Genomic DNA, 19,561 nt, shown 5'->3' with positions numbered 1-19,561 from the left:
CGGCGTACTGGGCCCGGTCGACGGCCTCGCCGGCCTCGCTGCGAGGACGAGCAGCTCGTCGGTCAGGTCGCGCGACGACGGGTCGGGCAGGGCCGAGGACATCGGAGATCTCCTTGCCCGGGGTGCCCACGTCGGGCAGGGTCAGGCACCCCCGACTGCCTTGGCCACCAGGGCCGCGGCCACGTCGCGGACCTTGCGGTTGGAGTCCTGGGAGATCTTGGACAGCAGCGTGAACGCCTGGTCCGGCGAGCACCGCCGCTGCCCCATGATGATCCCCTTGGCCTGCTCGATCACCGCCCGGCCGCGCATCGCCTCCTGCATCTGCCCCGCCAAGGTGGCGGCGCTGTCGTACAGGTGGGCGTTGGCCAGGGCCACCGCCGCGTACGCCGCGAAGCCGTCCGCGGCGGCGACCGCCGCCGCGTCGAAGGCGTGCGGCACGTCGCCGTAGATGTTCAGCGCCCCCACCACCGACTGCTGGATGGGCAGCCCGATCGACAGCGAGCTGGCCACCCCCGCGGCCCGGGCTCGCTGCGCCCAGACCGGCCAGCGCTCCTCGGCGGCCATGTCGGGCACCGAGATGTGGTCACCGCTGGCGGAGGCGTCCAGGCACGGGCCGTGCTGCTGCTCGTACTGCCACTCGTCGAGTCGGAGGGCGAGCTCCCCGGTCGAGGTCACCGTGCGGGCCGCACGGCCCCGGATCAGGGTCACCGACACGTCCCGGGCGCCGGGAATGCTCCGGTTGGCCAGCTCGGCCACCCGCTGCAACATGCCCTCCAGGTTGGTCTCGTCCAGCCTGATCCGGCCGAGCTCGACGAAGGCGTCGGCAGGATCGACGGTCGAGGAAGACCCAGGAATCATGGCCGCTGCGGTACCCAGCCGTCCGCCCGCTCACACACCTCGGCCGAACGGGCCGCGGAAAGGGGAACAGACATGACGCCTCCGCGGAGTGGTCGGCTCGTGGCCACCCGTCCGGTCACGGACGGTGGACCACCCGGAGGGCGCATGTCTTGACCCTGATGGCTACCCGTACGTACCCCACGCGCCGCCACCCGTCCGACGGGACGCTGATTGCCGACCCGAACGGTCGACCGGCGGTCATAGCTCCCGTCCCCCGGCAGCGGCCTGCGTAGGTTCGGGAGGTCAGCAGGCAGCCGAGCGGACGAGGGGGCGGCCGGGCAGCGGTGGTAACGCGGACTCATCGCCCGTCGCCCGGGCTGCTGGTCAACCTGGTCGCTTCGGCCGGTCTGCTGGTGGCGGTGAGCGTGGCCACCCGGAACCGTCCCGCGGCGCGGTGGGAGCAGGACCTGTTCGGCCTGCTCAACCACCTTCCCTCGGGCGTGACGTCACCGCTGTTCCTGCTCATGCAGGCCGGCTCCTACCCGGCGGTGTACGTCGCCACGGCAGCGGCCGTGATCGCCCGCAGGGTCGGTACGGCGTGGCGGCTGCTGCTGGCCGGCAACCTCGCGTACTGGCTCGCGCTGGTCGTCAAGATCGCGGTGGCCCGGCAGCGGCCGGCGGCGCTGCTCACCGACGTGGTGTTGCGGGACACCGTCAGCGGGCGGTACGGATACCCCTCGGGGCACGTCGCGGTCGCCACCGCCCTGGCGCTCGTCGTGGCGCGGGCCGGCGGCGGTCGGTGGCGCCGCGCGGCCTGGGTGCTGATCGGCGGGGTCGCCGTCGCGCGGATCCACGTCGGTGCGCACCTGCCGGTCGACGTGGTCGGTGGGTTCCTCGTCGGTTGGCTCGCGGTCTGCCTGACCCGTCTCGTGGTCGGCGAGGTCGGTCCGCAACGGTCGGCGCCCGCCCTACGGCTGGCGTTGCGCCGCCGGGGGATCGAGGTGGCCCGGCTGGAGCCGGTTCGCGGCGACGCCCGCGGGTCGCAGCCGTGGCAGGCGGTCACCACCGACGGGCGGCGGCTGTTCGTGAAGGTCACCGGCGGCCAGCAACGCGACGCCGACTGGGCCTACAAGCTCTACCGGCGGCTGCGGTACCGCAACGTCGCCGACGCACCGCCGTATCTGAGCGCCCGGCAACAGAGCGAGCACGAGGTCTGCCTGACCCTGCTGGCGCAACGTGCCGGGGCCCGGGTGCCGGACGTGGTGACGACCGCGGTCCTGGCCGGTGGCGAGGCGGTCCTCGTGCAGGAGTTCGTGGCCGCCGTCGCGCTGCAGGACCTGGTGGGGCCGCTACCGATCTCCGCCGTGCGGGACGCCTGGGAACAGGTGGCGCTGCTGCACCGGGCCGGCATCGCGCACCGCGATCTGCGCGCCGCGAACGTGCTCGTCGGCGGGGATCGCGCGTACCTGGTGGACTTCGGCTTCGGTATCGACGACGCCCGGGACGACCAGCTGGCCCGCGACGTCGTCGAGCTGATGGTCGCGCTGTCCACCCGGGTCGACCCCGCCGGCGTGGTCGCCGAGGCGGTGCGGTGCCTGGGGCCCGAGGCGGTCGCGGACTGCGTACCGTTCCTGCAACCGCCGGTGCTCTCCCGCGCCGGCCGCGGCGCCGTGCACGCCGATCACGACATGCTGGCGCGCCTGCGCGCCGAGATCATGCGACGTTGCCCGCACCGCGAGCTGCCCGCGGCCAAGGTGGTCCGGATCGGCCCCCGCGGCGTCGCGGAACTACTGGTCCTGGGCGTGGTCGTGCACCTGGTGCTCGCGCAGCTCGGCGAGGTGCGCGTCGCGGCGCGGCTCCTGCTGCACGCCAACCCGATCGCGCTCGCGGCCACCCTGCTCGGCTCAGCGCTCACCTACCTGCTCAGCGGTGTCGTGCTGCGGTTGGCCACGGCCAACCGGGTTCCGCTGCGCGAGGCCACCCTGGTGCAGGTGGCCGCCTCGTTCGCCAACCGGCTGGCACCCGGCAGCCTCGGCGGCGCCGCGCTCAGTCTGCGCTACCTGCATCAGAAGGGTCTCAGCACCGCCGCGGCGGCCACCGCCGTCGCCGTGGCCCGTACCGCCGGAGTGGTGTCGGTCGTGGTGCTCCTGCCGGTGCTGCTGCCCTTCGCCAGGCAGCCCGCCCAGGTCATCGCCCACGACGCGGCCAGGGCGTTACCGATTCTGCTGGCCGTCATCGCCGCGGTGCTGCTCCTGGCGGCCGCCCTCGCCGCGCCCGGCCTGCGGCGCCGGGGCCGCGCGGCGGCCGGCGAGGTCGTCGCCGCCTTACGGGCGTCGACCCGCCAGAAAGGCCTTCGGCGGCTCGTCGCCGCCTCCGAGGCGCTCACTCTCACCTACGCGCTGTGCCTCTACGTCGCGCTCCTCGCCGCCGGCCTGCCGTTCGACCTGGCGGTCGTGCCGCCGGTGGTGCTGGTCAGCGTCGTCGGTGAGGGAGTGGCCACCGCCGCGCCCACCCCGGGTGGGCTGGGCGCCACCGAGGCCGCGCTCGTGTCCGGCCTGGTGCTCTACGGGGTGCCGCTGGACACCGCCATCGCCGGCGTGCTGATCTACCGCCTCGCGACCTTCTGGCTGCCGATTCCGCCGGGCTACCTGGCCCTGCAGGTGATGAACCGGCGCCGGCTGTTGTGACGCAGCCCCCTGCTTCTGCGCCTCGTGAGCGCAGCCGTCCTGGCCGCCGACCCGGCCTAGGCTGGGGAGATGATCCGCGAAGAGCTGCTGCGGCTGCGGGTGGACGCGGAGGCCGAGGCGGCGACGCTCGCCCGCGACCTGGAGGCGCTGTTCGCCGCATCCCGGGACTCGAACGCCGACGACGAGCACGACCCCGAGGGCGCCACCATCGGCTTCGAACGTGCCCAGCTGATCGCGCTGCTGGGCGCCGCACGGGCGCGGATCGCCGACGTGGACGACGCGCTGCGCCGGGTGGAGGCGGCGACCTACGGGGTGTGTGAACGGTGCCGGCAGCCGATCGCCGAGGAGCGACTCGCCATCCGGCCGTTCGCCCGCTGCTGCGTCGCCTGCGCGTAGGGCGCCCGTCACATCATATGCAACGCAACGTCGCGTTGCGTTAGGCTGTTCGGCATGACCGCGCACCGCTCCGGCTCGGCCGGCGCCACCATCGTCCGTGACCCCGCTGACCAGACCGACGCCACCGCGGCAAACCCCGCGGCCGGGGGCCAGCCACCGACACTGCCGCCCACCGCGGCGGCCCGGCTCGACGCGGTACGCGCGACCGGTCCCGTCTTCACCCCCACCTCGCCGCTGACCGGCCGGCCCACCGCGGCCGTACCGTCGAGTGGCCCGGCCGACGTGGCGGCCGCGTTCGCCGACGCGGCCGACGCCCAGCGGGCCTGGGCGGCGCTGCCGGTCGCCCACCGGGCGGCCGTGCTGCTGCGCCTGCACGACCTGGTCCTCGACCGGCAGGCCGAGGGGCTGGACCTGATCCAGCTGGAGTCGGGCAAGGCCCGCCGGCACGCCGTCGAGGAGGTCCTCGACGTGGCGATCAACGCCCGCCACTACGCGCGTCGCACCGCCCGGCTGCTGCGTCCGCGCCGACGCTCCGGCGCGCTGCCGGTGCTCACCCGCACCCGTGAACTGCGGTCCCCGGTGGGCGTGGTCGGCGTCGTCTCACCCTGGAACTACCCGCTGTCGCTGGCCGCCGCCGAGGTGCTGCCGGCCCTGATGGCTGGCAACGCGGTGGTGCACCGGCCCGATCCGGCCACCATGCTGACCGCCCTGTGGCTGCGCGCGCTCGCCGTCGAGGCCGGCCTGCCCGCCGCGCTCTGGCAGGTCGTCGCCGGGGAGGGTGCGGAGGTCGGCCCCGAGATCACCGCCCGCGCGGACCTGGTCTGCTTCACCGGCTCCACCCGGGTCGGTCGCGAGGTCGCCGCGCAGGCCGCCCGCCGGCTGGTCCCCGCGTCGCTGGAGCTGGGCGGCAAGAACCCGCTGCTGGTGCTCGACGACGCCGACCTGGACCAGGCGGTGGAGGGCGCGATCCGGGCCTGCTTCGCCAGCGCCGGGCAGCTCTGCGTCTCGATCGAGCGGGTCTACGTGGCCGACCGGCTGCACGACGAGTTCCTCCGTCGGTTCGTGGCCCGGACGGCCACCCTGCGGCTGGGCGTCGGCGGCGACTTCGAAGCCGACCTGGGTTCGCTGGCCTCGGAGCGCCAGCTCGCCACGGTCACCGCGCACCTGGCGGACGCCGTCGGTCACGGCGCCACCCTGCACACCGGCGGCCGGCACCGCTCCGACATCGGCCCGTACGTGGTCGAGCCGGCCGTGCTCACCGGCGTCACCCCCGACATGACGATGTACGCCGAGGAGACCTTCGGCCCGGTCGTCGCCGTCTACCGCTTCCACACCGACGACGAGGCCGTCGCCCTCGCCAACGACACCGTGTACGGGCTGAACGCCAGTGTGTTCAGCGGATCCGGCGCGCGGGGCGAGGCGGTCGCCGCCCGGATCGACGCCGGCAGCGTGAACGTCAACGACGGCTACTCGGCGGTCTGGGGCAGCATCGACGCGCCGATGGGCGGCTGGAAGGACTCCGGGCTGGGCGGCCGGCACGGCGACGAGGGGCTGCTCCGGTTCACCCGGGTCAAGACCGTCGCCCGGCAGCGCGGGCTCGCCCTCGCCCCGGCGTACCACCGCCCGGGCGCGGCGACCGCGGCCTGGACCCGGCGGATGACCGCGGCGCTGCGGCTGCTGCGCCGCACTGGTCGGTGAGCGCCGCCGAGCCGGCCGGCGGCGCGCGGTCCGGTCGCGGCCCGCGCGGCGCGGCGGCCATCCACGCCGCCGTGCTCGGCCTGCTGGCCGACGAGGGGTACGCCCGGCTGACCGTCGAGGGCGTGGCCCGCCGCTCGGGGATCAACAAGACCACTCTCTACCGCTGGTGGCCGTCCAAGCCGGCGCTGGTGGCGGCCACCTTCCGGCACGCCGTCGCGCGGGACCTGCCGGTGCCGGACACCGGCTCGCTCCGCGGCGACCTGGTGGCCCTGGTGCGGTCGAAGGCGTCCTTCCTCGGCGAGGGGCCCGGCCGGCTCGCCGCCGACGTGCTCGCGCACACCGGCGCCGATCCCGAGCTGGCTGGCCTCGCGGACGAGGTGCTCGGCCAGCACTGCGCGCACGTCGCCGAGGTGACCGCCCGGGCCCGCGCCCGGGGCGAGCTGACCGGCCCGGTGGACGACCATCTCCTGGCCGACCTGCTGCTCGGGCCGGTGTGGTTGCGGGCCGTGGTGACCCGGCGTCCGCTGTCGGAGGCCGACGCGGACGCGCTGGTCGACACCCTCCTGGGCGGGCTGGCCCCGCCCCGCGTCGGCTGAGGGCGACCCACGCTCCGCAGTGGTCTAGCCGGTGAGACCCATCCGCTCGGCCGCCCGGTCCGCGGCCTCGGGCCCGGCGAGCTGACGCAGCAGCAGGAGACCGTCGACGAGCACTATGGCGGCCTCCGCCTCGGCGCGTCGATCGGCGGGATCACCGGTCAGCAGTGCCTCGGCCCACCCGATCCACTCCTCGACCAGGCGCGGCACGACCGTCCGGTACGGGGCGCGGCCGCCGGCCGCCAGCCCGTTGGCCTCGAGGAACAGGGCGAAGACGGGGTCGGCGGCCGGTCGACTGAGCACCGGCCAGGCGGCCCGCGCGAGCGCCCGGTGGTCGGGTACTGGTGCGGTGAAGGCGGGCGCGAGCGTCTCACGCAGCCGGCCACCCAATGCCAGCAGGACGTTCGTGGCCAGGTCGTCCACGGTCGGGAAGTAGTAGACGACGACGCGGTCGCTGGCGCCGAGACGCCGGGCCACCTGACCGAAGGAGAGCCGGCTCAACCCTTCGGCGAAGGCGGCGTCGAGCGCCCCCTCGAGGATCTCCTCCCGGGAGTACTTGTGGCCCACGGCTTGATCATACCGAGCACCAACGCTATTTTGTAGTGACCACTACAAAAGCGCGTCGTTCGGAGGTCGTCATGTCATCCCTGACCGCGGCGGAGGCCGCAGAGCTGTTCCGCCGACCCCCGCAACGCCTCCTCGACGTCGGGGCGGGCGAGGTCGCCTACCGACGGGTGGGCGAGGGCCCGGACGTGCTCTTCGTCCACGGTTGGCCGGTCAGCGGGGCGACCTACCGGACGTTGCTGCCCCACCTGGCGGCGCACGTCACCTGCCACCTCGTGGACCTGCCCGGTGCCGGGTCCAGCCGGTTCGACGCCACGACCCCGCTCAGCATCGCCCAGCACATCCGCACCGTCCGTGCGCTGCCGGACCTGCTCGGGCTGACCGATCTGGCGGTGGTGGCGCACGACAGCGGCGGGCTGATCGCCCGCCACGCGCTCGCCGCCGACCCACGGGTACGGGCCATGGCGCTGCTGAACACCGAACAGTCGGCCGGGCTGAACCGACGGTTCCGCGCCTTCCTCGCTGCTGGACGCCTACCCGGTTTCGCGGCGGGCCTGGGCTGGGCGCTCAGATCGCCATGGATCCGGCGGCAGCCGCTGGTGCTCGGCGGCGCGTTCGCCGACCATCGGCTCCTCGACGGCGAGTTCGACGAGTTCTTCATCCGCCCGCTGCACGAGATCCCGGCGCGACGGCAGGCGGCGGTGCGCGTGCTGCGCAGCTTCGAGCCCCGGCTCGTCCACGAACTCGCCGGCCTGCACGCGCGCATCGACGTTCCCGTCCGGCTGATCTGGGGTGACCGTGACCCGTTCTTCCCGCTGGGCTGGGCCGAGCAGATGGTCGACACCTTCCCGCGAGCCGACCTGGTGACCATTCCGGGCGCCGGCCTGTTCGTGCACGAGGAGCGCCCGCGGGACGTCGCGACCGCGCTCCTCCCGACCGTCACCGGGTGACCAGACCGATCACCGGGACGGAGCCGAACTGACGGTGAGAGGTCCACCAATGTCGTCGTGGCGCCGGGGTGCGGGACGACGTCCCCGGCACCGCTCGATCAGGACGGCCCCTGATGTCGGGGCCGTCCTGATCGTGGTCACTGATACGAGTCGTCGGACAGTGCCTGGTTTTCTGCTCTCGCAGGCGAGAGGTGGTCTCCGACGGCCGAAACGTGATCTTCGAGAAACGGCAGTAGGGTGCGCAATGTGGAGCTGGAGATGCGCCATCTACGCTACTTTCTCACCCTGACCGAGGAGCACAGCTTCACTCGGGCCGCGAAATCCCTGGGTATCGCACAGTCGGCCCTGAGTACACAGATCCGACGTATCGAGCGGCATCTCGACGTCGAACTCATCCGGCGCGGTGGACGGCGTATGGAACTCACCGCCGCTGGCGAGGAGCTGGCCCGGCAGGCACGTGTCGTACTCGCCGCCGTTCGCGGGGCCGAGGAGGCCGTACGGGCGGAGGCGGGCCTGCTGCTGCTTCGCATGGCGTGCTACCGCACCGCCTGGTGGCCACACGAGTTGGCCCGCATCGTCCAGGAACGGGATCGGAACCTCCGGGTACGCGCCGGGACCGTCGACACCGACGACGCGGTACGGCAGCTCGCCAGCGGTGGGTTCGACCTGTGCGTCGGTGCCGACTTTCCGGCGCTGCCGCTGGCTCCGCCGGAGCCGCTGCGGTTCCGGGAGCTGATCCGCGAGCCGGTGTGGGTGGCGCTACCGGCGGCTCACCCGTACGCGCAGGCCGACCACGTACCGCTCACCGCGCTGGCCAGCGACGACTGGCTGGTGCAACCGACCGGCTCGTACCTGCGCCGCGCCACCGAGCAGCTGTGCCAGGACGCCGGTTTCGCACCCAGGGTGGTCGCCTGCGGTGACTCCTGGGAGCTGTCGAAGCTGTTGGAGCAGGGGCGTGGGGTGACCCTGTGCTCGCCGTTGGCGTCGGCCGGCGACGGTTTCGTCATCCGTCCGGGACGACCGCCTACCTGGCGGCGGATCTTTGTGGCGTGGCGTTCGGAGACGGTCACACCGTCGACCGTGGATGCCGTGTGTGCCGCGGTACACGAGCTGCACGCCCGCCACGCGGTCCAGGTGCCGGAATACCCGCGGAGCGACGGCGAGCCCGGCGGCCACTGAGCCGCGTCGCGTCCGAGCCGGCAGGGGGACCCATCACATCCGAGTCCGGGTGCACCCGATCGAACAGATGTTGGACGAGCCCCGCCGAAGCCCCCGATGCTGATCCTGCTCGCCGGTCGACAACGAGGGCCGGTGAAACCGGCCGCCCGAGCAGCGGCATCGCCATTTCACCGGTGCCATCGGGCGGCATTCTGACTCAGCTCTTCGAAACGATGACTTCCGCATGAAGGTGTACAAGGTCGTGACCGAACGCGACCGGTTCTTTCTGGGCAAGTACGACGCCGAGAAGATGGAGGAGGTGCTGAATGTCTACGCCCAGGAGGGCTGGACCCTGATCAATGCGCTGTCCGCCGAGAACGGCTGGAAGAGCTTCTCCACGCAGCTCATGCTCATCTTCGAGCGGGACGCCTGACGCACCGGTCAGGACGACCGAGCCTGCGGCCGCAGCGTCATCGTGTGACAGCAGGCCGCCCGGCCTTGCGTCATGATCCGCGCTGGCGCGGCTGGTCGTTCGTAGCGCCGCCCCCGCCGACGTGGACGACACCAGCAGAACCGGGGGTTGCCCCCGGCACGGATGTGGGGGAAAGCCGCCTTCTACCACCTACGTAGCGCTCATAGCGTGAGGTCGATGAAGGGCCGCCGCAGGGGTGGCCCTGGTCTTCCTCAGGAGTCGCTCATGGCACGGAGCTTGCGTACCGCCCTGATCGCTTCGCTGGTCGTCGGCTGCGTCACCGTCGCGTCCGCGGCACCCTCGTACGCCTCCCGCGACGCCGCACCGCCGGCCCGGCCGGACGCCCACGGGCCGGCCCGGCTGAGCCTGCCGGCGCCGACCGGGCGGTATCCGGTGGGCACGGTCGACCTGCATCTGATCGACCGCTCCCGCACCGACCCGTGGCTGTCCACCCCGACCCCGCGCGAGCTGATGGTCAGCCTCTGGTACCCGGCCACCGACGTGGGCCGCTTCCCGCGGGCGCCGCACATGCTCCCCGGCGCGGCGGCCCACTTCGGCAGCGCCGACGGCGTCGGGGCCAGCCTGTACCACGTACCGGCGGGCGCGGTGGACTTCGCCGCGACCCGGACCGCCGGCCACCGGGGCGCGCCGGTGGCCCGGCGCGGGCGGCCGTTCCCGGTGGTGCTGTACTCACCCGGTGCCGGCGACCCGCGGACCTGGGGCACCACCGCGGTGCAGGACCTGGCCAGCCGCGGGTACGTGGTGGTGACCATCGACCACACCTACGACGCGTCCGAGGTGGAGTTCCCGGACGGCCGGGTGCTCGGCACCCGGTTGCTGGAGGCGTTCGGGCAGGCGCAGCAGCCCGACGACTTCCAGCGGGTGGGGGCCAAGGTGTTCGACACCCGGGTCGCGGACACCCGCTTCGTGCTCGACCAACTGGCGGCGCTCGACCACGGCACGAATCCGGACGCGGAGGGCAGGCCGCTGCCCAGCGGCGTCGCCGGCACCCTGGATCTCGACCGGACCGGCATGTTCGGCGTCTCCGCGGGCGGGCTGACCGCCCTCCAGGCGATGAGCGACGACTCCCGGATCAGGGCCGCGATCGACCTGGGCGGCAGCATCGAGTCGCCGATCATCCCGGATCCCGTCGCGCTGTGGCCGGTGGCGCGGCGCGGCCTGGACCGGCCGTTCATGTTCGCGGGCGACCAGCTCACCGACCACCAGCAGACGCCGTCCTGGCGGATGCTGTGGGACAACAGCACCGGCTGGCACGTCGATCTGCGTCTCACCGGCGCGAAGGGTGAAAACTCCTACAAGGACGCCGTGCCGCTGCTCCCGCAGATCGCCCGGCAGCTCGGCCTGCCCGACAGCTTCGTCACCGAGGCCCTCGGCAGCATCGATCCGGCCCGGGCCGTCCGCACCGACGAGACCCTGGTCGCCGCCTTCTTCGACCGGTGGCTGCGAGGCCGGGACGGTCACCTGCTGGACGGTCCGTCGCCGCGCCTGCGGGACGTCACCTTCGTCCCCTGAGGCCAGAGCTCGTCCGCCGGCCGGCAGCCACCTCGGCTGCCGGCCGGCCAGTACGCGCGACGGTGCATCCGGGCCGCGTGTGGTCAGCCGCCGAGGTGGCGCAGGACGGCCAGGACCCGGCGGTTGTCGCCGTCCGAGGCGGGCAGCCCGAGCTTGGCGAAGATGTTCGCCACGTGCTTCTCCACCACGCCGGCGGTGATCACCAGCGCCGCGGCTATCCCCGCGTTGGACCGGCCCTCGGCCATCAACGAGAGCACCTCGCGCTCCCGTGGGGTCAGCGACGTCAGCCCGAGCGTGTCCCGCCCGGCCCGCATCAGGTGGCCGACCACCTCCGGATCCAGCGCGGTGCCGCCGGACGCCACCCGGGTCAGCGCCGCCACGAAGTCGGCGACGTCGGCGACCCGGTCCTTGAGCAGGTAACCGACGCCGCCGGGCCGGTCGGCCAGCAGGCGGGTCGCGTAGCGGGTCTCCACGTACTGCGAGAACACCAGCACCCCTACCCCGGGATGGTCGCGTCGGATGTCGATCGCCGCCCGCAGCCCCTCGTCGGTGTGCGTCGGCGGCATCCGGATGTCGACCACGGCGACGTCCGGCGCGAAGGTGGCGACCGCGGACCGCAACATGTCCGCCTCGCCCACCGCGGCGCACACCTCGAAACCACGGTCGGTGAGCAGCCGGACCAGCCCCTCACGCATCATCGCGGCGTCCTCCGCGATCACCACCCGCATGCCGTCGCCTCCGTTCACACCCGTGTGGGCAGCTCGATCTCGACCCGGGTCGGCCCGCCGGCTGGGCTGCGCACGCGCAGTCGACCGTCCACCACCGCGATCCGGCGAGCCAGGCCGGTCAGGCCGGGGCCGTCCGGGTCCGCCCCGCCGGCGCCGTCGTCCGTGACGATCAGCGACAGGCGGCCGCCGGACCCGAGGACGCTGAGCCCGAGCCTGGTCGCCCGGCTGTGCTTCGCCGCGTTCGCGAGCAGCTCGGCGGCGCAGAAGTACGCGATGGTCTCGATCGCGGGCGCCGGACGGTCGGGCAGCTCGACGGTCACGGCGACCGGGACCGCGCTGCTCGTGGCGAGCGTCGCGAGCGCGTCGCCGAGACCGTTGTCCAGCACCGGCGGGTGGATCCCGCGTACCAGGTCGCGCAGGTCGGTGAGGGCGGCCTTCGCACCCTGGTGGGCGAGCGCGACCAGTTCGCGGGCCTGCGCCAGATCCGGTGCCGGGCCGTCGAGCTTCTCGGTCGCCATGCCGAGGTGCATGGCCAGGGTGGCCAGCCGGACCTGGGCGCCGTCGTGCAGGTCCCGTTCCAGCCGGCGCATCATGGTGGCCGCGTCGTCGATCGCCTGCGCCCGGCTGACCTGCAGTTCGCGTACCCGCTCGGCGAGCCGGCGCGGGCCGAGCAGCCACCGCATCGCGGCCAGGTCCGCGGTCGTGCCGGCGCGCATCAGCCACGGCGCGGCCAGCAGCATGGCGAGACCGGCAGCGGCGATGACGAAGGTGCCGGCGAACGTCCGCGCGTCGACCGCGCCGAACGGGGTCAGCGCCCGCACCGGGTCGAGGGTGGTGCCGGGCGGGTGGTTGCGGAACAGCGGCCACCACAGCGGGTAGCTGAGGTTAACCGGACCGAACAGGTAGCAGAACGCGCCGTAGCCCTGCGGCACGGCCAGCGGCACCTTCAGCAGCCCGTACCCGACGGCCCGCCAGCCCGGCCCGTCGGCTACCAGCGCGCCGATCCGCCGGGACGGTCGGGGTGGCGGGGCGGCCACCTGCGCGCCGAGCAGCCGCTCCGCGAGCCGACGGTGCACGGCTCCCATCATCCGCCCAATCGGGGCGGCCAGCACCACCAGGAGCACGACGGTGAGCGGGAACAGCACCAGGAACACCGGCGCGACGGTCGGCGCCGGGTCCCGGGACATGGCGCCGGTCAGCCGGAGGTAGAGGGCCCCCAGCCCGGGCACGATCGCCGGTACCACCAGGACGGCGACCGCGCTGAGCACACCGACCACGCAGAACACGGCCTGGCGCAGGGCCGCGGTGGTGAACGGGGCGCGCAGCGCGGTCATCGGTCCATTCTCATCGGTCACGCATCGGCGTCGGGTACGCGTCGTCGGTCACACGTCGCGGTGGCGCAGCAGCAGGGCTCCGCAGAGGATCGCCACCGCCGCGTATCCGCACATCAGCAGCGCGCTGATCCAGCCGGCGAACAGCCCGGGTATCGGTGCGGTCACCGTGACCGAGTTGAGCATCATCAACAGGGGAACGAACCGGCCGACCGCGATGCCGTCCTCGCCGAAGAGCCCGACCGCGAACGGCGGCACGAAGACCAGCCCGAACAAGAGGCCGATCGCGGCGCCAGAGTGCCGTACCACCGCCCCGATGCCGACCCCGATCAGCGCGGTGGCGGCCAGGTAGACACCGGTCAGCAGGACCGCGCGCAGGTTCGCGGGGTCGCCGAGGGGAGCGGTCGGGATCGCCGTGCCGACGATCGCGAGCTGCCCACCCAGATAGCCGGCGAAGCTCCCGGCCAGGCCGACGGCGAGCGCCGCGCCCGCGCACACCGCGGCCTTCGCCGCCAGGACGGTCCGCCGCCGCGGTACGGCGGCGAACGTCGAGCGGATCATCCCGGTGCCGTACTCGCCGGTCACCACCAGCGCGCCGAGCGCCCCGAGCAGGAGTTGGGCCAGGATGGCCCCGCTGAGGCTGTTGTTCAGGATCTGGGCGGCGGTGGCGACCGGGGTGTGCGACCGGTAGCCGACTCCCACCCCGACCCCGGTCGCGCCCATCGCCACCACCGTCGCGGACGTGAGCCACCACGTCGACCGGACGCTGCGCAGCTTGATCCACTCCATCCGGGCCACCTGCCGGAATCCGTAGCCGTTCATGAGACCTCCGTTCCGCGGTAGTCGACGGCCTGCGAGGTGAGCCGGAAGAACGCGTCCTCCAGGGTGTCGTGGCGGCCCGCCAGCTCGGCGACGGTGGTCTCGGCCAGCAGCCGACCCCGGCCGATGACCACCAGCCGGTCCGCGGTCAGTGCCATCTCGGTGATCAGGTGGCTGGACACGAACACCGTCCGGCCCTCGGCGGCGAGCCGGCGCAACAGGTCGCGGATCCAGCGGATGCCCTCCGGGTCCAGCCCGTTCACCGGCTCGTCCAGCAGGAGGACACCCGGGTCACCGAGCAGCGCCACCGCGACGCCGAGCCGCTGGCGCATGCCGAGCGAGTACGTACCGGCCCGACGCGTGGCCGCGTCGGACAGGCCGACCACGCGTAGCACCTGCTCGACCCGGCGGGCCGGGAGGTCGTTGCTCGCCGCCAGCGCGGCCAGGTGCGCCCGGCCGCTACGGCCGGGGTGGAACGCGCCGGCGTCGAGAAGCGCGCCGACCGTCCGCAACGGCCAGTTCAGGTCCGCGTACCGGACGCCGCCGATCAGTGCCTCGCCATGATCGGGAGCGTCCAGTCCGAGGATCATCCGCATGGTGGTCGACTTGCCGGATCCGTTCGGGCCGAGGAAGCCGGTCACCACCCCCGGCCGGACCCGGACGCTCAGCTCGTCCACGGCGGTCCGGCCCCCGTAGCGTTTCGTCAACTCGCGTAGTTCGATCACGACATCGACGTTAGGCAGCGCCGCTGTCGCCCAGAAGCCGGAAACCACCCGACTCCGCCTGGTGGTTTTCCCCCAGCGCCGCCGACCGATTCGGGCTCACCGCCCTGCGTGACGAAGTTCCCGGCCCACAGGAAGCCCGGCGTGCGGCTGGACGGACCCACTGGGCTCCTCCCGCCGCAAGCCCCGCACCCGCTCGACGATTGTTCTTCTCGAAGGGTGGGGTGCTCACTGGTCGGGGGACCAGGTGCCCAGGGCGGCGATGGCGGCTTCGATGAGGCGGGGATCGGTCGGAGCGCGCTCGATCGTGCTGCGGTAGTAGATCGGCCCGATGACCATGGCGGCGGCGTCCCGGCTGGCCAGCGTGAGGGTGATCTCGCCGCGCGCCTGGGCGTCGTCGAGGGCGGCCGCGAGACGGTCCGCGAGGATGTCGGCGAACTGCGCCCGTCGGGCGTCCATGTTCTGGTCCCATAGGGCGGTGTTGGCCAGAGTTGTGGACACGGCGCGCACGTCGTCGAGATCGAGTTGTCGGGCGATCGCGGTCAGTTCCAGTCGAAGCCACGCCCGGGTGGGAACGGTGGGCTTGTCCAGGAACGGCATCGGGACGGTGGCCATCGCCTCGACGAGGAGAAGTTCGGCTCTGGGCCAGTGGCGATAGACCGTCGCGCGTCCCACTCCCGCGCGGCCGGCGACCTGCACGTGCGTCACCACGGCCGGGCCGCCCTCCAGCAGCAGCTGACGGGCGGCCTTCAAGATCGCTTCCCGGCTTCGCAGGAATCGGGGGTCTGTTTCGCTGGCCACGAGGCGATCTTACGAGACAACTTGACTCGAAAAGCCGGGGAGCGCATCCTTCATCTATGAGACAGTCTGCATCACAGAAGACGACGATAGTCGTCCTCGGAGCGACGGGTGCCAGCGGACGGCAGGTGGTGTCCACGGCGCTGCAACGCGGGCACGACGTGATCGCGCCGGTCCGCCGGCCCGGAACGATCCCACCGGCGGCGGGCCTTGTCGAAGTGACCTGGCCCGACGTCACGGACGTCGCGGCCCTCATGCACGCCCTGCCGGGAGCTCACGTGGTGATCAGCACTCTGGGCGGAGCGGACAAGGGGCCGACGACGGTCTGCACCGACGGCATCCGCTCTGCGGTCACAGCGATGAAGGCAACCGGGGTGACCCGACTGATCGCGGTCAGTGCCCATGGCGTCCTGGAGACGCACGACCGCTCGCTGTACTCCTTGGCGGTGTGGGCGAATGTCGCCGAGCGGATGCGCGACAAGGAGACGATGGAGCCGCTCATCACCGCCTCCGGTCTGACCTGGACGATTGTGCGGCCACCGAAGCTGTCAGACCACGACGCGACCGGAAAATACCGCACCGGCACCGACCTGCCCATGCGGCTGTGGAGTTCCGTCGGACGCGCCGATCTCGCCACGTTCCTGGTCGACGAGGCCGAGACTCCGCAGTACCCCTGCGCCTACCCGCGGATCGCCCGATGAACGCCGACATCCCCGAACTCACAGACAAGGTCGCCGTCGTCACCGGCGCGACCGGTGGCATGGGCCAGATCATCGCCGCCGACCTCATCCGCGCAGGTGCGCACGTGGTCGCCATTGCCAGAAACCCCGCTCGCGCGGACGCCCTGCGAGCACACCTCGACTCGCGGGCGACAACCCGGCTCGACGTGATCGCCGCAGACCTGTCCCAGCGCGCGGACGTCGTGACCGCGGCGAACACCATCCTGGACCGTCACCACAAGATCCACATTCTGGTCAACAACGCGGGCGCCCACTTCCCCGAACACCGCGTCTCGGCAGACGGCATCGAGATGCACATCGCCCTCGACTACCTCGCCGCCTACGGGCTCACCACCCTCCTGCACGTCCCGCTACGACACGGCCGGGCCCGCGTGGTGAACGTCGCCAGCGACACGCTCAACGACACCCGGCAGATCAAGCTCGCCGGCAGACCTCGCTCCGTAACCCTCGACCTGGCGGCCATCGACAACCTCGCGGAACTCAACCCCGCTGCGGGATTCACGCCGTTCGAGGCATACGCACGCGCCAAGCTCATGACCGTCACCGCCGGCTACGCACTCGCCCGCAACCTCGCCGCCGACGGAGTGACCATCAACGCCGTGCACCCCGGGATCGTCGCCACCGACATCATCGACACCCTCGTGCCCCCGCTGCTACGCCCCGTGCGCGCACTGATCCGACGAAGCCTGCTCACCCCCACCGAAGGAGCGAACAGCACGACACGCATCGCAACCGACCCTCGTCTCTCAGGTGTCACCGGCCGATACTTCAACCGCGACGCGGAATCAAGCACCCCGCCGGTATCCCACGACCCCACCACTCAGCAGAGGCTCCTCACCCTGAGCCAGACCCACTTCACCAACTGACGGCAGAAGGCGCGCCACCAAGGCTGAACATCCAACAAGGGCCTGACCGCTCCAGATCCGCATCCACACCAACACCAGCGTGAATTCGCGATAGCACCCGCCAAGGGAGGTGCTACACCTACAGCGGTCCACGGCTCCTGCTCCCGCCGCAGCGCGGGAACCGGGAGATCCGGGTCACTGCCCGGATGGTGCCGGGAAGCCGGTGGGCTGCAGGGACGCGCACGCCTGCTGGGCTTGCCGCCAGGTGGTGTCGTCGACGCCGGGCGGCTTCGGCAACTCCCCGCCGGGCAGGCCGGACGGCATCCCGCCGGGCGCAGCCGTCGGCATCCCGGCACCGGGCGCCCCGGACGGCAGGCCGGAGGCACCCGGGGCCGGCACGCCCGAGGGAAGGCCCGACGGCGCCCCCGGCATGCCTACTCCATGCTCTGACAGGCAGGACAGGTAGGCATCGCCTGGCGAACCGGCGCCGGAACTGCCGTTGCCGTGCCCGGTGTCACCGGTACCGCTGCCGCAGCCGGCGATACCGGCGAGGCCGAGGACGAGAACAGCCGGAATCGTCAGTCGCCATGCGCTGCGCATCAGTTCTTCTCCCTGCTCAGGTCGTAGACGGTCTGTCCGCCGAGGGTGGTCGCGCTGAAGGTGTCCTGGACCCACCGGGTGATCTCGGCCGCGGTGCCGGTGCCGCCCATCGGCCCGGCACCGCCCGTGAACGGGCCGGCGCCGGGGACGGCTGCGCCTGCGGGAGCGGTGCCGCCGGACGGACTCCCGCCGCCGGGTCCGCCACCGATGCCGCGGGCCGCGACGAACCAGCGCACCTTCCCGTCGGCCACGTACCGCTGGAAAGCGGCGAGGGTGGGCACCGGGTCGCCGCCGCTGAACCCGCCGATCCCCATCACCGGCCGTCCGGCGGCCAGTTGCAGAGCGGCGGCCTCGCTGGTGGTCACGGTCGCCGCGGCCCAGGTCGTGTCGGTGTCCCGCAGCAGGCGGGCGACCTCGCCGTCGACGGCGCCGCCCATGCCCGGCATTCCGGCCGGGTTGCCGCCGGGCAGCTCGGGCATGCCGGCCGGAAGGTTCATCCCGGGCGGCAGCCGAAGCCCGCCGGGAAGGCCGCCGGCCCGGTCGGTCGCCGGCCCGGCGCTCGGGATCGGCCCGCCGGCGCTGGACGACGTGGTCGGCAACGCGTATGCGACGCTGCCGAGCAGACCGGTGACCAGCGCCGCAACCACACCGATCGCGGCGACCCGAGTCAGCCGGCGAACGGGGACGACCAGCGCCGCGGCAGCGACGACGGCCGCCACGACCAGCACCACCCGCAGCGCCGGATGCCACTCGGGCGTCCGGTTCAGCAGCACGAATCCCCACGCCCCCGTGGCCACCACCATGGCGACCAGCCCCAACCGACCCGGCAGGCCGGCCCGCCGCGCCCACAGCTCGCGAGCGCCGATCCCGACCAGGGCGGCGATCGCCGGTGCCAGCGCCACCGTGTAGTACTCGTGGAAGATGCCGGACATGAAGCTGAACACCGCGCCGGTGACCAGCAGCCAGCCGCCCCACAGCAGCAGCGAGGCACGAAGGCGATCGGTGCGCGGTGCCCGCAGGGTCAGCGCGAGACCCACCAGCAGCGCGATCAGCGCGGCCGGCAGCAGCCAGGAGACCTGGCCGCCGATGGCGTCGTCGAAGAGCCGGGTCACACCGGTGCCGCCACCGAAGCCGGCCATGCCCCCGCCCGGTAGTTCCACCCCTGGGGGCAGGTCCAGCCCGGCCGGCGGGGCCATGCCGCCCGGGGCGCCGCTCGCGTCGGGGTTGCCGTCGCCGCCGAAGATGCGGCCGAAACCGTTGTAGCCGAAGGTCAGCCCGAGGACGCTGTTGTCGGTCGATCCGCCGACGTACGGTCGTCGGGACGTCGGCCACAGCTCGACCGCGGCCACCCACCAGCCCGCCGCGATCAGCAGTGCGCCGCCGGCGGCCAGCAGGTGGCCGACCCGCCGCCACCCGCCGATCGGCGCCGCCACCAGGTAGACCAGCGCCAGTGCCGGCAACACCAGGAACGCCTGGAGCATCTTGGTCAGGAAGCCGAACCCGAGGGCGCCGCCGGCGAGCATCAACCAGCGGACGTCGCCGCGCTCGACCGCGCGGGTGGTGGCGTACGCGGCGAGCACGAGCAGCAGCACCAGCAGCGTGTCCGGGTTGTTGTAGCGGAACATCAGCACCGCCACCGGGGTCACCGCCAGCGCCGCCCCGGCCAGCAGCCCGGCGGCCGGGCCGTGCCAACGACGCACCGTCGAATACAGCAGGGCGACCGAGGCCACCCCGGCCAGTGCCTGCGGCAGCAGCATGCTGAACTCGCTGAACCCGAGCAGCCGCCCGGACAACGCCATCAGCCACAGCGACGCGGGCGGCTTGTCGACGGTGATGAAGTTCGCCGCGTCCACCGAGCCGAAGAAGAGGGCCTTCCAGTCCTGCGTACCGGAGAGCACCGCGCCCGCGTAGTAGGTGTTGGCCCAGCCGCGGCCGGTCAGGTTATACAGGTAGAGCGCGGTGGTCGCCGCCAGCAGGACGACCAGGGCGGGCCGGGCCCAGGCCGGGTCGCCCGGCCGGCCGTGCAGCAGTCGGCGCGGCCGGCTGGCTGCGGGATGGGCGGCGATCGGCGTTGCCATGGTGGGAACTCC

19 protein-coding genes are annotated in these 19,561 nt (G+C 73.0%); 10 read left to right on the top strand and 9 right to left on the bottom strand.

What is annotated here, in order from left to right; all coding sequences use genetic code 11:
- Positions 1-141: 141 nt before the first annotated feature.
- Entirely contained in the window at positions 142-858 is a 717-nt protein-coding gene (locus tag ACFY3U_RS23905) for a GAF and ANTAR domain-containing protein (RefSeq protein ID WP_387205535.1), read from the bottom strand.
- A gap of 323 nt (positions 859-1,181) precedes the next feature.
- Between ACFY3U_RS23905 and ACFY3U_RS23900 the strand changes: the two genes are divergently transcribed.
- From ACFY3U_RS23900 to ACFY3U_RS23885, 4 genes are all read left to right on the top strand, one after another.
- The gene (locus ACFY3U_RS23900) at positions 1,182-3,524 is read left to right on the top strand and encodes a lysylphosphatidylglycerol synthase domain-containing protein (protein WP_387205533.1); all 2,343 of its coding nucleotides are present in this window, start codon (positions 1,182-1,184) and stop codon (positions 3,522-3,524) included.
- A gap of 69 nt (positions 3,525-3,593) precedes the next feature.
- Complete coding sequence (locus ACFY3U_RS23895; protein ID WP_387205531.1) at positions 3,594-3,920, top strand: TraR/DksA family transcriptional regulator; 327 nt, start codon at positions 3,594-3,596, stop codon at positions 3,918-3,920.
- A 54-nt stretch (positions 3,921-3,974) separates the two neighbouring features.
- The gene (locus ACFY3U_RS23890; protein ID WP_387205529.1) at positions 3,975-5,618 is read left to right on the top strand and encodes a succinic semialdehyde dehydrogenase; all 1,644 of its coding nucleotides are present in this window, start codon (positions 3,975-3,977) and stop codon (positions 5,616-5,618) included.
- Positions 5,615-6,214, top strand: coding sequence for a TetR/AcrR family transcriptional regulator (locus ACFY3U_RS23885; protein WP_387205527.1), 600 nt, complete (start codon positions 5,615-5,617; stop codon positions 6,212-6,214). Before ACFY3U_RS23890 ends, ACFY3U_RS23885 begins: the two co-directional genes overlap by 4 nt.
- 24 nt (positions 6,215-6,238) lie before the next feature.
- On the opposite strand, the gene ACFY3U_RS23880 is transcribed toward ACFY3U_RS23885, so the two are convergent.
- Positions 6,239-6,778: a hypothetical protein gene (locus tag ACFY3U_RS23880; RefSeq protein ID WP_387205525.1), complete on the bottom strand. Its 540-nt coding sequence runs from the start codon at positions 6,776-6,778 to the stop codon at positions 6,239-6,241.
- 71 nt (positions 6,779-6,849) lie between these two features.
- Here ACFY3U_RS23880 and ACFY3U_RS23875 point away from each other — a divergent pair, with 71 nt between their 5' ends.
- The 4 genes from ACFY3U_RS23875 to ACFY3U_RS23860 all read left to right on the top strand — a co-directional run bounded on the left by ACFY3U_RS23875 (position 6,850) and on the right by ACFY3U_RS23860 (position 10,888).
- A complete protein-coding gene (locus ACFY3U_RS23875; protein ID WP_387205523.1) occupies positions 6,850-7,725 on the top strand; it encodes an alpha/beta fold hydrolase in 876 nt (291 codons plus the stop codon).
- Positions 7,726-7,983: 258 nt separating this feature from the next.
- Positions 7,984-8,904 (top strand): LysR family transcriptional regulator, encoded by a 921-nt coding sequence (locus tag ACFY3U_RS23870; protein ID WP_387205521.1) that lies wholly within the window; start codon positions 7,984-7,986, stop codon positions 8,902-8,904.
- Between the two features lie 223 nt (positions 8,905-9,127).
- A complete protein-coding gene (locus tag ACFY3U_RS23865; RefSeq protein WP_387205519.1) occupies positions 9,128-9,316 on the top strand; it encodes a DUF4177 domain-containing protein in 189 nt (62 codons plus the stop codon).
- Positions 9,317-9,580: 264 nt separating this feature from the next.
- Positions 9,581-10,888 carry a hypothetical protein gene (locus ACFY3U_RS23860; RefSeq protein ID WP_387205517.1) on the top strand — a complete coding sequence of 436 codons (1,308 nt, stop codon included), beginning with the start codon at positions 9,581-9,583 and terminating at the stop codon, positions 10,886-10,888.
- Positions 10,889-10,971: 83 nt separating this feature from the next.
- On the opposite strand, the gene ACFY3U_RS23855 is transcribed toward ACFY3U_RS23860, so the two are convergent.
- The 5 genes from ACFY3U_RS23855 to ACFY3U_RS23835 form a co-directional block, all read right to left on the bottom strand.
- Positions 10,972-11,616 carry a LuxR C-terminal-related transcriptional regulator gene (locus tag ACFY3U_RS23855; protein WP_387205515.1) on the bottom strand — a complete coding sequence of 215 codons (645 nt, stop codon included), beginning with the start codon at positions 11,614-11,616 and terminating at the stop codon, positions 10,972-10,974.
- Between the two features lie 14 nt (positions 11,617-11,630).
- A complete protein-coding gene (locus ACFY3U_RS23850) occupies positions 11,631-12,950 on the bottom strand; it encodes a sensor domain-containing protein (RefSeq protein ID WP_387205514.1) in 1,320 nt (439 codons plus the stop codon).
- A 48-nt stretch (positions 12,951-12,998) separates the two neighbouring features.
- Complete coding sequence (locus ACFY3U_RS23845) at positions 12,999-13,769, bottom strand: ABC transporter permease (RefSeq protein ID WP_387205512.1); 771 nt, start codon at positions 13,767-13,769, stop codon at positions 12,999-13,001.
- A complete protein-coding gene (locus tag ACFY3U_RS23840) occupies positions 13,766-14,491 on the bottom strand; it encodes an ABC transporter ATP-binding protein (protein WP_387205510.1) in 726 nt (241 codons plus the stop codon). Before ACFY3U_RS23840 ends, ACFY3U_RS23845 begins: the two co-directional genes overlap by 4 nt.
- A gap of 225 nt (positions 14,492-14,716) precedes the next feature.
- Positions 14,717-15,289 carry a TetR/AcrR family transcriptional regulator gene (locus tag ACFY3U_RS23835; RefSeq protein ID WP_387205508.1) on the bottom strand — a complete coding sequence of 191 codons (573 nt, stop codon included), beginning with the start codon at positions 15,287-15,289 and terminating at the stop codon, positions 14,717-14,719.
- Positions 15,290-15,345: 56 nt separating this feature from the next.
- On the opposite strand from ACFY3U_RS23835, the gene ACFY3U_RS23830 reads away from it, so the two are divergent.
- Positions 15,346-15,987, top strand: coding sequence for an NAD(P)-dependent oxidoreductase (locus tag ACFY3U_RS23830; protein ID WP_387205506.1), 642 nt, complete (start codon positions 15,346-15,348; stop codon positions 15,985-15,987).
- Positions 15,984-16,892: an SDR family NAD(P)-dependent oxidoreductase gene (locus ACFY3U_RS23825; protein WP_387205505.1), complete on the top strand. Its 909-nt coding sequence runs from the start codon at positions 15,984-15,986 to the stop codon at positions 16,890-16,892. Before ACFY3U_RS23830 ends, ACFY3U_RS23825 begins: the two co-directional genes overlap by 4 nt.
- Before the next feature lie 174 nt (positions 16,893-17,066).
- Here ACFY3U_RS23825 and ACFY3U_RS23820 read toward each other — a convergent pair whose 3' ends face one another.
- Complete coding sequence (locus ACFY3U_RS23820) at positions 17,067-17,471, bottom strand: hypothetical protein (protein WP_387205503.1); 405 nt, start codon at positions 17,469-17,471, stop codon at positions 17,067-17,069.
- Complete coding sequence (locus ACFY3U_RS23815) at positions 17,471-19,549, bottom strand: ArnT family glycosyltransferase (protein WP_387205501.1); 2,079 nt, start codon at positions 19,547-19,549, stop codon at positions 17,471-17,473. Before ACFY3U_RS23815 ends, ACFY3U_RS23820 begins: the two co-directional genes overlap by 1 nt.
- Positions 19,550-19,561 lie beyond the last annotated feature (12 nt).

The organism is Micromonospora sp. NPDC000089 (genome assembly GCF_042899365.1).
GTDB lineage: Bacteria > Actinomycetota > Actinomycetes > Mycobacteriales > Micromonosporaceae > Micromonospora.
This window is presented reverse-complemented; position numbering and strand designations above follow the sequence as displayed.